Below are 13,676 nucleotides of genomic sequence, written 5' to 3' on the forward strand. Positions count from 1 at the left end.
AAATCGATTGAGCGGTAGCGGTTTCCGGACGATTTTGAGGGAGCTCCGACTGATGGCATCCAGGTGGCAATCAATTTGTTAGGGGGCGGAGCCCCCGGTGTCGCTTCCGGATGGTCGGGACGCGGGTGCGTCACCTGCCGACTCTTCCCAAGTTGCCGTTCGATCACGGGGCTAAAAAACCGACCGTCCCAATGTTGGCAACTACGTGGAACAGTTTGCGGCACTTTCTATTCGGTATGTGAACCCGATTGTGTTCTGTAACAATCGCGTTCTGACTGCCGACTGAAGGAACACCCCGGGCGGTCAGATTGCGTCGTGGGGACCGGTCGACGGGGATCGGGGGCAACAAAATACTCCCAGGGGGAGGTGCGTGTTCAATGAGCTTCGAGCTCACCGACGATGACGACCTGGATGTCACAGGCCCGTCACGGACACTGCCGCGTTCGGAGCGCGAACGCTGGCAGGAAGAATATGTACGGCGTTTGGCCACAACGGATTTCGCGGTGATCGCCGCATCCATCGGCATGGCGCAGCTGATCCGATTCGGCGGCCCCGCCGCGCCGCCGCTGGCGTGGCCGATGCCGTACGAGGTCGGCTACACCGTGGTTTCGGTATTGCTCGCGTTCACCTGGCTCGCCTTTCTGGCCGCGTGTAATACCCGATCACCCCAAGTGGTCGGGAGTGGGGCAGAAGAATACCGCCGGTTGGTTTCGGCCACCCTGCGGCTGTTCGGGGCATTGGCGATCATGTCGCTGATCTTCCAGATCGAATTCGCGCGTGGATATCTCGCGATCGCGCTGCCGCTCGGTCTACTCGGATTGATGTCGAGCCGTTTGCTGTGGCGGCTGCACACCCGGCAGCGGCGGCGCCGGGACGGCGAGTACCGGACCTCGGTGCTCGTGGTCGGCTGTGCAGAGGCGGCACAGGCGATGGCGACCGCGTTCTCCCGCGATCCCGCATCCGGATATCGGGTTGTCGGGGTGTGCATTCCGGACGGCGGCGCCGACGCCACCGAATACGCGATCCGCGCGTCCGGAAAATCGTTCTCGGTGGTCGGCGACGACCGCTCGGTACTCGACGCCGTGCGCCGCAGTGGTGCCGATACGGTCGCGGTGACGGCGACCGATCACCTCGGGCCGGTCGAATTGCGTCGGATGGCTTGGGATCTGGACCCCCTCGGCGTCGAGCTGATCGTTGCGCCCGGTGTCGTCGATATCGCGGGAACCCGGTTGACGAATCGCCAGGTCGCGGGCATGCCGATGCAGCACATCGCCAAACCGCAGTACGACCGCGCGAAGTCCACCGGTAAGGCGGTATTCGACGTGTGCTTCGCCGGTGCGGTGCTGATCGTCATCCTGCCCGCGATGCTCGCCATCGCGATGCTGGTCAAGCTGACCAGTCCAGGGCCGGTGTTCTACCGTTCGGAACGAATCGGTCGCGGCGGCAAGCCGTTCCGGATGATCAAATTCCGCAGCATGTACCTCGACGCGGACCGTCAGGTCGGCGGACTCATCCAATCCAATGGCGGCAACCCGGTGTTCTTCAAAATGCGGGACGATCCGCGAATCACCCCGATCGGCAAGATCATTCGCAAATTCAGCCTGGACGAGCTGCCCCAGTTCCTGAATGTGCTGCGCGGCGAGATGAGCGTGGTCGGCCCGCGGCCGCAGGTGCAGCGCGAGGTCGACACCTACGACGGCAATATGCGGCGCAGGCTGCTGGTGAAGCCGGGCGTCACCGGTCTGTGGCAGGTGAGCGGACGATCCGACCTGTCACTGGAGGATTCGGTGCGGCTGGATCTGTCCTACGTCGAAAACTGGTCCATGATCCTGGATCTGCTGTTGATCGCCAAGACCATCGGCGCCGTCGCCCGCGGCGAGGGGGCTTACTGATCGGGCCCAGCGCGAATCGCCCTCGGCGAGTGTGACATCCGATCAGGAGGGGCGGCGGGCCGGGAATTCGGCGGCGAGTTCGGCGAAGACCGCGGTGTTGAGTGCGAAGGCCCGCTGTCCCTCGTCGAGCACGCGACGGCGCTCGAGATCGTCGAGCGGCAGCTGGTCGAGCAGTGCGCGGTATTCGCGTTTGAACGCGGCCGGATTGCCGACGCCGTCGAAGACATAGAACCGGACGCCGTCACCGCGATGCGGCAGGTTCCAGAGCTTTTCGGCGGTGCCGCGGATGACCTGGCCGCCGGAGAGGTCGCCCAGGTAGCGGGTGTAGTGATGGGCGATGTATCCGGCCGGCCAGTCATGGGCGCACTCATCGATGCGCTCGGCGTAGGCGGCGGTGGCCGGCAGCGCTTCGAGCGCGTCGCGCCAGTCCGCGCCGATCAGGTGGGCGAGGTCGCGCTCGAGTTCCGCGGTTCTGGCCAGTTCGCGGCGGATGAACGGACCCGCGACCGGATCAGCGGCGAGGGCTTCCCATCGGCCCTCGAGTGCGCAGTAGATGAACCAGAGCTGGGTCGTGTAGCGGTGATAGGAGTCGATACCGAGCGACCCGCCGAGCATGTCACTGATGAACGAGGAGTTCTCGGCCTCCTCATGCTGCCGGGCGGTAGCGGTGCGGATCGCTGTGGAGAACGCGATGGTGTCCGACATTCCTGAACCACCTCACTATCGCAGTGTGCTTCGGGCACCCTGACCAGCTGGTACAACCATACCGGTTTGTCCTGGTAGACACCTGCGCGTCGCTCAAGATCGACCGGTGTCCCGACGGGTGGGATGGCGCAGTGGACGTCGTCGTCGCACGATGACCGGCCTGCGGATCGAGCCGAACCGGCTCAGGATGCGTGGCCTGCGCACGGTCCGGTCGACCCATTCGCCGAGGGTTACTCCCGCCGCCAGCGCACATCCGACGCCGACCGCGGCCAGCACCTGATTGGCTCCGATCAGCAACTCGTCATTGAGCAGTGCGTAGAGCCCGCGATACACCTTGAGACCCGGCAGCAGCGGCGTGATGCCCGCGACCGCGACGACCAGCGGGGGAGTCAGTGACCGGCGCGCCATCAGACCACCGGCCAGGCCGACCAGTGTCGCGGCGCTCGCGGAGGAGATCACCGGGCCGAAGCCGAAATGTTGCCCGAGGAGAAAACAGATCGTGCCCGCCGCACCGCCGAGCGCGGCGGCGGCCAGTGCACGGCGCTCGGCGTAGCAGGCGAGCGCGAAGGCGGCCGCGGCCACCGCACCGGCCGCGATCTTGATCGGCAGATCGGTGATATCGCGGCCGGAGGTCAGATAGACCGGCGGCACCGTGGCACCGGCGAACTCGCCGACCCGCAATGCCAGCGCGATGCCGGCGATGATGCCGCCGGTCATCATCAGCACCTCGAGCATGCGCGCGGTCGCGGTGATCGGCGCGCCGGTTATCGCGTCCTGCACTGCACCGACCAGTTGCAAACCACTGAGCAGCACGGTGATTCCGGCAGCGATGATCAGCGTCGGGTCCACATCGATATCGACTGTCGTCGCCAGGGTGGCCAGCAGCAGCGCCGGTGTCGCCGCGATCGCGCCGCCCACCACATGCTGGAAGAAGAACGGCAGACCGTAGCGATTCAGGACGCGATTGGCGCGGTCGATCGCGAGTGTGGTGCCGAAGCTCACCGCGGCGGCGAGCCAGCCGCCGCCGAGCAGCGCCGCAATCGACGCGGCCAGTAGCGACCAGCCGAAGGTGGCGACCCAGCGGTGGTACGGGTGCGGTGCCGAGGTGATCGCGTCCAGTCGCGCACGGGCCACCTCCGGTGGCACGACCTCATTGCGGATGCGGCGAGTGAGGCGGTCGACCGCGGCGAGGCGGGTGAAGTCCAGGGACCGATACTTCACGACCCGCATGGTGCTTGCCGGCGGCAACTGCGGGCCGCGGTCGGCCCAGATCCTGATCGCGTCGTAGGTGACGTCGATATCGCAGCGGGACAGGCCGTAGGTGGCGGCGATGAAGCGCACCTGGGTGGTCGTATCGATGACACCGGTGCCCGAGGCGAGCACGACCTCACCCACGCGCACCGCCAGATCGAGGACCTCCGCGACCCGGGCATCGTCGGTCAGGTCGATCGGCTGCAGCGGTGTCGGTGCGGCGACGATGGTGTCCGCGGTGGCCGGACGGTCGGCGACCAGCAGGTCGACCGCCTGTTTGACGACGGGGATGCGGGGTGCTCGGAAGAAACGTAGTCGGGGCCGCCTGCCCAGGTCATCACCCGGGGTTGCGGCGTCGTCTCCTCCTGAGAATGTTTCCGGACCCATGTGCGTGACCGTAGTCATCCGGTGCCAGTGCCGCATCTTCGGTGGTCGGCGAGCATGTCGATGGCTAGACGGTTGTCCGGACACTTTATCGGATCCAGCAAAAGTGGTAGAACTTGTTCTAATTTGCTGGTTCTTCGAGCGGCCGGGAAGCAGTCGCGAGCGAATGGGAGCGGGTACGGTGCGGTACGGAATTGTGTTGTTCACCAGTGACCGGGGCATCACGCCCGCCGATGCGGCCGCGGCCGCCGAGCAGGCCGGATTCGACGCCTTCTACGTGCCGGAACATACGCACATCCCGGTGGTCAGGGCGGCAGCGCATCCGCGGACCGGGGATGCGAGCCTGCCCGACGACCGCTACCTGCGCACGCTGGATCCCTGGGTCGCGCTGGCCACCGCCGCGGCCGTCACCAGTCGGATCACGCTGTCCACCGCGGTCGCACTGCCCGCCGAACACCATCCGATCACCCTCGCCAAAACCCTGGCCTCCCTGGATCATCTGTCCGGCGGCCGGGTCAGCCTCGGTGTCGGATTCGGTTGGAACACCGACGAGATGGCGCATCACGGGGTCCCGGCGAATAAGCGCAGGACGGTCCTGCGTGAACACCTCGACGCCATGCGCGCCCTGTGGTCCGACGAGGAGGCCAGCTTCGCGGGGCAGTTCGTGAACTTCGGACCGAGCTGGTCCTGGCCCAAACCGGTGCAGAAACGGATTCCGGTGATCCTCGGCGCGGCCGGGACCGAGCAGTCCTTCACCTGGCTGGCCAAGAACGCCGACGGCTGGCTCACCACACCCACCGAGGACGGGCTCGGCGAGAAAATCGAACTGCTGCACCGGGTTTGGCGCGAGCACGAGCGCGAGGGCAGCCCCGAGATCATCGCACTGGCCGGACGCCACGATGCGGCGCAGCTCGCGCAGTGGGCCGAATTGGGCGTTACCGAGGCGGTTTTCGGTCTGCCGGATCGCGATGCGCAGGATGTGCGCGCCTACCTGGCTCGCCTGGCCGGAAAGCTCGGCATCGAAGCGGCGGGCTGAGCGCGGAGCCGAAAAGCCCGCTGATACCACGGTGTCAGCGGGCTTTCGCACAGCACTAGCCGCGTCGCCACCGCGCGACGAGGAGTCCGATGAGCACACCGGCCGCGCCGATGACCGCGACGCCGAGTAGGGCGATCACGATCGTGCCCGTCGACGAATTCGATTCGGACGCTGTCGATTCCCCTGCCGCGGCCGCTGAGCCGGGTGTGCGGCTGGTCGGCGTCTTCGCGCCGGTGGAGTTCTCGCCGAAAACGCCGTCGCCGACGGTGGTCGCGTACGTCGGGCCGCTCTCCGTGGCGCCGGTCACGGTGAGATCCAACTGCACTGAAACCGGCTGGTTGTCGCCCTTCTCAGTGAAGTTCGAGCCGAGTTTCACCGCGATGTAGTACCAGCCCGCCACCGCCTCGGGATCGAGCGCATCGGATTTGCGGTTGTTGTACCGAATCGGCACGGTGGCCATCGCCTTGTTCGTCGGTAGCACGGTGTCGCTGCCGGTGTAGGAGGAGAAGTCCGAGTCGATCGCCTCGCGGATCGGGTTGTAGAGGGTGGTGCGGACATTGGAGATGTTGTCGATGCCGTGCCGGCCGTTGCCGCCGTAGTGGACTCGATACGCCAAACCTTGGCCCCAATCCAGCTTCACCCGATAGAACACGAACTCACCCTGCCGGATGGTGTCGGTGTAGCGGCCGCTGCCGGGCAGGGTGCTGGCCGCTGTGAAGGACGGGCCGCCGGAGACAGCGGTGCCCGCTCCGCTCGGCTCGGTGAAAGCCGCAACCGGCGCGACCGCGACCGGACCGGCATCGGTCACCGCGGGTTCGATGCCGACCAGCAGCTCGATCGGAAGTCGTTCCGGCACACCGGCGGACACTCTGTCCCAGGTCAGCTGGAAAAAGTAGCGGCCGCCGCCCTTGCACTTTTCGGAGCTGCCGCCGGTGCGTTGCTTGGTCGCGCCGTCGAACGCCTTGGCCACCGTGAGTGCGACGCCGTCGCTGGAGCTGGTCGCCTGCTCGGATTCGAAGGCATTGCAGTCCTGGCCGTCGGCGTCGTATACGCGCAGTTGCAGTGTGTTCATATCCTCGGTGGAGGAGATATCGGGCAGGCGCGGGAAGGACAGGGTGCCGCTGAAGTACGCGGTCGCTCCGGCCGGGACATCAACTGCCCAGTAGCGCCTTTCCTTCTGACCGAGGGTGTCCAAATACTGACCGGGAGTGGCAACCGGAGCGGTGTCGTACTTTCCGGTGCCCGTGATCGGGGTACCGACCGCCTTGTAGTTGCGCAGTGCGGCGGAGCTCACGCGCGGCAGGGTCCGTTCGAGTGCCGGGCCGTCGGCGGCGTCGCTGTACGTGCCGCCGGTCGCCTGCGCCATGCAGGTGAGTTGAGCGCGGGCCTTGGCGTCGACCGCGAAACCGATGGCGTGCACCACGAGATCGAGCCCCTGCTGCTTCAATTCCCGTGCCACCGCACAGGGATCGGGCGGGGAGCAGGTGTCGTCGCCGTCGGAGACCAGCACGATGGAGCGTGGTCCGGATTTCGGCAGGCTCTCGGCCGCTTGTCGCAATGCGGTGCCCATGGGAGTCCAGCCGCTGGCTTTGATTCCGTCGACGGCGCTGGTGAGCGCGCCGCGATCCAGGGTATCGGGTTTGTGCAGGATCTGGACGTCACGGCAGCCGGATGTCTTTTCCGCCTCGCTGTTTCCGGTACCCGTGCCGTAAACGGTCAGTCCCACTGTGGATTCGGCGGGTGCGGTGCCGACGAACGAACGGACGGCATTCTTGGCGGCGTCCATCATGGTGCCCGCCGGATCCGGTCGCTGCATAGAGCCGGAGGCATCCAGGATGAGCATGGTCGGCGCATATTGCGGGGAATCCGGACTCGGTTGCGCTTGTGCGGGGAACGCGGCCACGGAGAGTCCGATCAACCCCGCCGCGGCCGCCGCGGTCAGTCGGGTAATGCGTTGGGTGAATCTCGACATTGCCTCATCTGCTTGATTCGCTTTGATAAACGAAGCAGACGTTACCCATCGATTGCTGGTGTTCCCATTGCTGAACGTTCACCGACATAGCCGGTCGCCTGCACGGGCTGGTCGAGGCGCAGGTACGGGGCAGTACATGGAACGCCCCGTCACGAGCGGCAACTCGTGACGGGGCGATGGTGTTATCGATGGTCAGCGCAGGTCGCGGCGGCGGAAGGCCACGATCCCGACCCCGAGCAGCGCGACCGCGATCCCGGTCAGCCACAGGATCGGGGTGGCTTCGAAGGACGAGCCGGGGACCTTCGGCGGATGCACGAAGGGGACCAGGTCGTTGGCCCACTGTGGCAGTCCGTCGAGCGAGCCGATGACGAAGATGGCGATCATCGCGCTGAGTACGCCCCAGGCGACCGGGGTAAAGCGGGGTGCGAGACCGTAGATCGCGACGGTGATGCCGGTGAGTACCCATACGGCGGGCACTTGTACCGCTGCCGCGCCGAGGCAGTCGCCGAGCTTGCCCGCGACATCACCGTCCGATATTCCGTAGATGATGCCGACGGCCGCGCCCGCGATGAACAGCAGCACCGCGGGGCCGAGCAGTGCGATGCCGATGTGGCTCAGCGCATAGCGTGCTCGGCTCACCGATCCGGCGAGGGTGGCCTCGGCGCGTTGGCTCGACTCCTCCTCGTGCAGCCGCAGCACGGCCGAGATGGAGTAGGCCGACGCCGCGATGGCCAGCATACTGAGGGCGAAGGTGATGAAGGAATTCTGCAGCACATCCGTGCCGCCCATCCGGGTGATCACATCGCGGACGGCCTTGCTGTTCTCGAGCATATCGCCGACGCTGTTGATAGCGCCGCCCATCAGCGATCCGTAGAGCAGGAAGCCGATGGACCAGGCCAGCAGCGAGCCGCGCTGCAGCCGCCAGGCCAGTCCCGCTGGACCGGAAAGCGCGGGAGCCGCGGCCGGTGCGCCCGGCCGCTCGGCGAGCAGGCCCGATCCGGTATCACGGTGCCGCAGAAGCGCATACGCGGCGACCGTGGTCACAAGAGCGACGGTGAGCAGCGGGATCAGCACCCACCAGCGCTCATCCGCGTACGGCCGCATATTGATACACCAGCCCAGCGGCGAAAACCACGACAGCACACCATTTCCCGCATCGCCGACCGCGCGTAGCGCGAAGGCCGTGCCGAGTGCACCGAATGCCACCCCGCGCGCGACCCGCGCACCCACGCTCACCTGTGCCGCGACGGCGGCGACCCCGGCCCAGACGAGACCGGAGCAGCCGAGCGTCGCACTGTAGGCGAGCGAACCGCCACCGGGCAGATCACTGCCGTACAGCGCCAAGGCGCTCAGAAGGGTGACGATCAGACAGCCGGTCGCTGTCATGATCATGGTGGCGGTCAGTCCGGCGTAGCGGCCGATACTGGTGGCGCCGACCAACTCCGCGCGACCGGTCTCCTCCTCGACCCGAGTGTGCCGGATGACGGTGAGGATCGTCGCGATCGCGATCATCGCGTAGAACGGCCCGGCCTTCCACAGCCCGACGGAGCCGAGGTCGGTGCTGAAGACCGGCCCGTACATGGCCACGAGCGCCGGGCTTTCCATGACCGACTTCGCGGCGTGATCGAGGTCGGCCTGCGTGGTGTAGACGGCCTTGGCGCTGCCGACATAGGCGGCGGGCAGCAGTCCGAAGGCAAATACCCACAGCGGCAACACGATTCGATCGCGACGCAGGAACAGGCGAAGCAATTGCACCGTACCGGCGAAGTCGGCCGATCCACGCATGGCGGGCGCGGCGTAATGCCTGCCCCCCACGGTTGCGGTTGTCATGATCCCACCTTCTCCATGGTCGTGGTCGCCTGCGCCGACGACGCGCCGTCGACGTGGTAGTGCCGCATGAACAGCTCCTCCAGCGTCGGCGGTGCACTGGTGAGGCTGCGCACCCCGGTATCGCCGAGGATCCGGATCAACTCGCCGAGATGTTCGCCGTCCACCTGGCAGCGCAGCGTCGAACCGTCGAGTTCTATGTCCTCGACGCCGGGGACTCGGTTGAGATCACCCGGGTCGCCGAGCAATTCGGCGGTAATGGAGGTGCGCGACAGATGCCGCATATCCGCGAGCGATCCGCTTTCCACGGTGCGCCCGGCCCGGATGATGGTCACCCGGTCGCACAGCACCTCCACCTCGGAGAGGATATGGCTGGAGAGCAGCACGGTGGTGCCGCGCTGGTTGGCCTCTTCGACGCATTCACGAAAGACCTGCTCCATCAACGGATCCAGGCCCGAGGTCGGTTCGTCGAGCAGCAGCAGACGAACATCGGAGGCGAGCGCGGAGATCAATGCGACCTTCTGCCGGTTGCCCTTCGAGTAGGTGCGGGCCTTCTTGCGCGGATCCAGGTCGAACCGCTCGATCAGTTCGGCGCGACGCTGCTGGTTGATTTCACCGCGCATCCTGGCGAGCAGGTCGATGGTCTCACCACCGGACAGTGACGGCCACAGCGTGACATCGCCTGGTACGTAAGCGAGTTCACGATGCAGTGCGACCGCATCGGTCCACGGGTCGCGGCCGAGCAGCCGGGCTTCGCCGGAGCTGGCGCGCAGGATCCCTAGCAGGGTACGGATGGTGGTCGACTTGCCCGCCCCGTTGGGGCCGAGGAAGCCATGGATTTCGCCATCGCGAACCGTGAGATCGAGCCCATCGAGGGCGGCGACGTGGCCGAAGTTCTTGTGCAGATCGCGAACTTCGATGATGTCGGACATCAGGTCTCCTTGGTGAGTGTGTCCAAAATCGTTGGGTCTGTGAGAAATCCCTGGGTATAGAGCTCTACGGCGGCGAAGGCGAACTCCTCGGTCATCTCCCGAACGACCTTGCCGTAGTCGATCTTTTCCCCACGCTGCTGTAGCAGCGTGAAATACATGACGGTCGCGCCGACATTGACTGTTGTCAGATATCTGGCGCGGGCCGCCGGATTGCGGCTCGGCTTGATGGTGCCCGCGTCGACGCCTGCCTGGATGTACCCCTCGGCATCGGTGATCAGGTGCTCGAGGAGAGATTCGGCCATCGGCCCGCCCGATTGGAGGCTGCGCACCATGTAGGCGACGAGCGGGCCATATGCTTCGATCTCGGCCATCGAGGCGAGCATCCCTTTGGCGACATCGGTATCGGTGGCGGTCTTCCACTTCTGTTCCCGGATCAGTAGCAGCACCCGCTCGTCGCAGGCGGCCCGCAGACCGTCCTTGGAGCCGAAGTGATGGTTGACCAAACCGGGGGAAACTCCGGCCGCCGCCGCGATCGCGCGAACTCCGACCTGGAATCCATGCTCACCGAACACCTCGATCGCAGCATCGCGAATCCGGGCCGCGGTGCTGAGGTCGGAGTTCGTGGTCGACGTCATGCGTCGCCTCCTACTTCGGCGGATCCTTGCGATACGGCTCTCTGGTTGAACACATGTTTAGTATATTAAACACTCGTTCAATCACAAAGCAAGAGTTCGGCGAAGATGTTGTGGCACGATTTCTTTCGCAGTCGAATCCGCTGGTCAGGGCCGTGGGGACGGTAACCGACGGTGACAGTGCCGATGGTATGCCCCCGACACGGGCTGCTCGCCGGACGTTGGTGAAACGCTAGTGTCGGTGCCATGGCTGACACCGAGAATCCCTCGACATCGGACCACCTGCGCGATGCACTCGACGGCCCGTGGCGCGCGGTTCGCGCCGAAGCCCGAGTGCAGCTGGCCGACGACCAATTTTCCGGCGACCCCTATCTCGACTACCACGCGGCACGGGCGCGGGTGCTCGAGCAGATGCGGGCAATCGCCTCGATGAGCTACGCGGAGCGCGGCTTCCGGCGCGAGAACGGGGGTACGGCGGATCCGGGCGGGGCCGTGGTCGGGCTGGAAATGCTGGCCTATGCGGACCTGTCGCTGTGGGTGAAATCCGGTGTGCAGTGGGGGCTGTTCGGCGGTGCCGTGGAGAATTTGGGGACCGAGCGGCATCGGGATGTGGTCGAGCGGCTGATATCACTGGATCTGCTCGGCTGCTTCGCCATGACGGAATCCGGGCACGGCAGCGATGTCGCGAATCTGGAGACAACGGCCACCTATGATCCGGCGACCCAGGAGTTCGTCGTGCATTCGCCGACGCCGTCGGCACGTAAGGACTACATCGGCGGCGCGGCCGAACATGCCAGGATGGCAGCGGTTTTCGCGCAGCTGATCACACAGGGGACGAGCCAGGGCGTGCACTGCTTCCTGGTGCCGATCCGGGATCGGCACGGCGCCGATCTGCCGGGCGTGACCACCTACGACGACGGCCTCAAAGGTGGCCTGCTCGGCGTCGACAATGGACGCATCATCTTCGATCAGGTCCGCATTCCTCGCGAGAACCTGCTCAACCGCTACGCCGATGTCGCACCCGACGGCACCTACAGCTCCGATATCGAGAATCCGAGCCGCCGCTTCTTCACCACACTCGGCACCTTGGTGCGTGGGCGGGTCAGCGTCGGTGGCGCGGCGGCGGCCGGTGCGCGGGTCGCGTTGAGCATTGCCACGCGGTACGCGTTGAAGCGCCGCCAGTTCTCCGATCCGGACAGCGGTCAGGAGACCTTGCTGCTGGACTACCGCAGTCATCAGCGGCGGCTGCTGCCGTTGATCGCCCGGTCGTACGCATTCGCCTTCGCGCAGAACGATCTGGTCCGCCGGATGCATCTGGTGCAGACCGGTCAGGATCTCGATCCCGGCGCGCAGCGCGCCTTGGAGAAGCGGGCCGCCGGGCTGAAGGCCGCACAGACCGGGTTCGCGACCCGCGCCATCCAGGAATGCCGCGAAGCCTGTGGCGGCGCCGGCTATCTCACCGAGAACCGCCTGGTCACGCTCAAGGCCGACACCGATGTGTTCACCACCTTCGAGGGCGACAATGTCGTGCTCACCCAGCTGGTGGCCAAGGAACTGCTCACCGCCTACTCCGATGAGATCCGCGATCTGGACGCGCTCGGCTGGGTGCGCTTCGCCGCGACGATGGCCGGTGATGTGGTGCGCAAGCGTTCCGGTGTGCGCCAACTGATCCAAACGCTGCGCGACCGCGGCGATGACACCGTCGACGACGGCGACCTGTCCCGCCGCTCGGTGCAGCTGCAGCTGTTCGCCGATCGCGAGGACTATCTCGTTCGCACCGCGGGATATCGCCTGCGCGCCCGGGCCGAGGACACCACGCCGTTCGAGGCGTTCAACAATGCGCAGGACCATATCCTCGCCGCGGGCAGCGCACATATCGATCGGCTGATTCTCGAAGAGTTCATCGAAGGCATCGCGGGCATCGAGGATCCCGCGGCGCGCGAACTCGCGGAAACCGTCTGCGACCTGTACGTCTATTCGATGCTCGAGGAGAATCAGGCCTGGTTCATCATGCACCGGTTCATGTCGGTGGAACGCGCCAAGGCGGTACGCCGTGGCGTCAACGAACTCGTCGACCGGCTGCGCCCGGACGCGCTCACGCTGGTCGAGGGTATGGGTGTGCCGGAGAGCATGTTGCGGGCGGCGCTGCTGGACGATGCCAGTGTCTTCGATCGGACGACCATCCGCGCGACCGTATAGCAGGTCGACCACCACCATCCGCTACGGCAACTTCCCCGGCTGCCGGGCGGCAATCAACGGGTGACCAGCGCTCATTCCCCTGACGTGTGGCAGACCCGCATCGACACCCCGTCGGTGTGGTACACCGCAATCAGCACTGGGGGCGGATGCGAGCGGCCGGGCGAATTCGTCCGGCCGGCTCGAGAAAGCGGTCGACCGGTCGCCAGCACGCGGTGACCAGCGCGATCGCCGCGGCTGAGCCGCCGAGGATATCGGTGGGCAGGTGGTAGCCGAGTCCGACCATGCCGACAGCGGCACAGAGCAGGGCGACGGTGGCGATCACGACCGCGCTGACCCGTGCTCGAGTCGAGCCGGTCAGCAGCACGAACGCAGTGGCAATGGCGACCAGATGAACTGTGTGTCCGCTCGGATAAGCGAGATAGCCGTGTAGCGGTCGGTCCCACAGCGGTTTGAGCACCCAGGTGTTGATCCCGACTACGACCTCGGGAAGCACCACCATCGCCACGGCACGCCGCCAGTGCCTCTGATAGCCGAACCAAGCGGCGGCCGCGAGCAGTAGCGGGATCAGGATGTAGCCATTGCTCGGAATCACCAGTGCCTCGTAGATACCGGGCCGGTCGTCCATCTCCGAGTGGATCGGCTGGGCCAGAGCGCGATCGAGATCGGTGGAACCACCGCCGCCGGGAAAGCTGAACGGCAGCGCGACCACGATGCCGACGCCGACGAGCACCACGCACAGCGCGACGAGGTTCGCTCGGACCCGGCCGAGCCACCCGACTACCTCCCGTTCCGCGATCACCGCTCGACGATAGGGCACCGTCGAACCGACGCCACCGGCCGCGGGCT

General features: G+C 66.1%; 10 protein-coding genes. 3 read left to right on the forward strand and 7 right to left on the reverse strand.

The window, feature by feature from the left end; translation table 11 throughout:
* Window positions 1-377: 377 nt before the first annotated feature.
* Window positions 378-1,892 (forward strand): sugar transferase, encoded by a 1,515-nt coding sequence (locus tag ACQP1G_RS18385; RefSeq protein WP_433205638.1) that lies wholly within the window; start codon window positions 378-380, stop codon window positions 1,890-1,892.
* A 42-nt stretch (window positions 1,893-1,934) separates the two neighbouring features.
* Here the strand turns inward: ACQP1G_RS18385 and ACQP1G_RS18390 are convergent, their stop codons facing one another.
* Window positions 1,935-2,597: a heme oxygenase (biliverdin-producing) gene (locus ACQP1G_RS18390; RefSeq protein WP_433205641.1), complete on the reverse strand. Its 663-nt coding sequence runs from the start codon at window positions 2,595-2,597 to the stop codon at window positions 1,935-1,937.
* A gap of 93 nt (window positions 2,598-2,690) precedes the next feature.
* Window positions 2,691-4,235, reverse strand: a complete 1,545-nt coding sequence (locus tag ACQP1G_RS18395) for a threonine/serine ThrE exporter family protein (protein ID WP_433205644.1) — start codon at window positions 4,233-4,235, stop codon at window positions 2,691-2,693.
* A gap of 178 nt (window positions 4,236-4,413) precedes the next feature.
* Between ACQP1G_RS18395 and ACQP1G_RS18400 the strand changes: the two genes are divergently transcribed.
* A complete protein-coding gene (locus ACQP1G_RS18400; protein ID WP_433205647.1) occupies window positions 4,414-5,268 on the forward strand; it encodes a TIGR03619 family F420-dependent LLM class oxidoreductase in 855 nt (284 codons plus the stop codon).
* A 55-nt stretch (window positions 5,269-5,323) separates the two neighbouring features.
* Here the strand turns inward: ACQP1G_RS18400 and ACQP1G_RS18405 are convergent, their stop codons facing one another.
* The 4 genes from ACQP1G_RS18405 to ACQP1G_RS18420 form a co-directional block, all read right to left on the reverse strand.
* Window positions 5,324-7,240, reverse strand: a complete 1,917-nt coding sequence (locus ACQP1G_RS18405; protein WP_433205650.1) for a vWA domain-containing protein — start codon at window positions 7,238-7,240, stop codon at window positions 5,324-5,326.
* A 192-nt stretch (window positions 7,241-7,432) separates the two neighbouring features.
* Window positions 7,433-9,070 (reverse strand): ABC transporter permease, encoded by a 1,638-nt coding sequence (locus tag ACQP1G_RS18410; RefSeq protein WP_433205653.1) that lies wholly within the window; start codon window positions 9,068-9,070, stop codon window positions 7,433-7,435.
* Entirely contained in the window at window positions 9,067-9,999 is a 933-nt protein-coding gene (locus ACQP1G_RS18415) for an ABC transporter ATP-binding protein (protein WP_433205656.1), read from the reverse strand. Before ACQP1G_RS18415 ends, ACQP1G_RS18410 begins: the two co-directional genes overlap by 4 nt.
* The gene (locus tag ACQP1G_RS18420; RefSeq protein WP_433205659.1) at window positions 9,999-10,634 is read right to left on the reverse strand and encodes a TetR family transcriptional regulator; all 636 of its coding nucleotides are present in this window, start codon (window positions 10,632-10,634) and stop codon (window positions 9,999-10,001) included. Before ACQP1G_RS18420 ends, ACQP1G_RS18415 begins: the two co-directional genes overlap by 1 nt.
* Before the next feature lie 243 nt (window positions 10,635-10,877).
* Here ACQP1G_RS18420 and ACQP1G_RS18425 point away from each other — a divergent pair, with 243 nt between their 5' ends.
* Window positions 10,878-12,830: an acyl-CoA dehydrogenase family protein gene (locus ACQP1G_RS18425; RefSeq protein WP_433205662.1), complete on the forward strand. Its 1,953-nt coding sequence runs from the start codon at window positions 10,878-10,880 to the stop codon at window positions 12,828-12,830.
* Between the two features lie 130 nt (window positions 12,831-12,960).
* On the opposite strand, the gene ACQP1G_RS18430 is transcribed toward ACQP1G_RS18425, so the two are convergent.
* Window positions 12,961-13,629, reverse strand: coding sequence for a phosphatase PAP2 family protein (locus ACQP1G_RS18430; protein WP_433205666.1), 669 nt, complete (start codon window positions 13,627-13,629; stop codon window positions 12,961-12,963).
* Window positions 13,630-13,676 lie beyond the last annotated feature (47 nt).

It is taken from the genome of Nocardia sp. CA-107356, from assembly GCF_050946365.1.
GTDB lineage: Bacteria > Actinomycetota > Actinomycetes > Mycobacteriales > Mycobacteriaceae > Nocardia.

Coding starts and splice junctions, on each gene's coding strand:
- ACQP1G_RS18415 (WP_433205656.1), bottom strand. CDS start 9,999: ATGTCCGACATCATCGAAGTTCGCGATCTGCACAAGAACTTCGGCCAC.
- ACQP1G_RS18390 (WP_433205641.1), bottom strand. CDS start 2,597: ATGTCGGACACCATCGCGTTCTCCACAGCGATCCGCACCGCTACCGCC.
- ACQP1G_RS18425 (WP_433205662.1), top strand. CDS start 10,878: ATGGCTGACACCGAGAATCCCTCGACATCGGACCACCTGCGCGATGCA.
- ACQP1G_RS18395 (WP_433205644.1), bottom strand. CDS start 4,235: ATGGGTCCGGAAACATTCTCAGGAGGAGACGACGCCGCAACCCCGGGT.
- ACQP1G_RS18420 (WP_433205659.1), bottom strand. CDS start 10,634: ATGACGTCGACCACGAACTCCGACCTCAGCACCGCGGCCCGGATTCGC.
- ACQP1G_RS18405 (WP_433205650.1), bottom strand. CDS start 7,240: ATGTCGAGATTCACCCAACGCATTACCCGACTGACCGCGGCGGCCGCG.
- ACQP1G_RS18410 (WP_433205653.1), bottom strand. CDS start 9,070: ATGACAACCGCAACCGTGGGGGGCAGGCATTACGCCGCGCCCGCCATG.
- ACQP1G_RS18385 (WP_433205638.1), top strand. CDS start 378: ATGAGCTTCGAGCTCACCGACGATGACGACCTGGATGTCACAGGCCCG.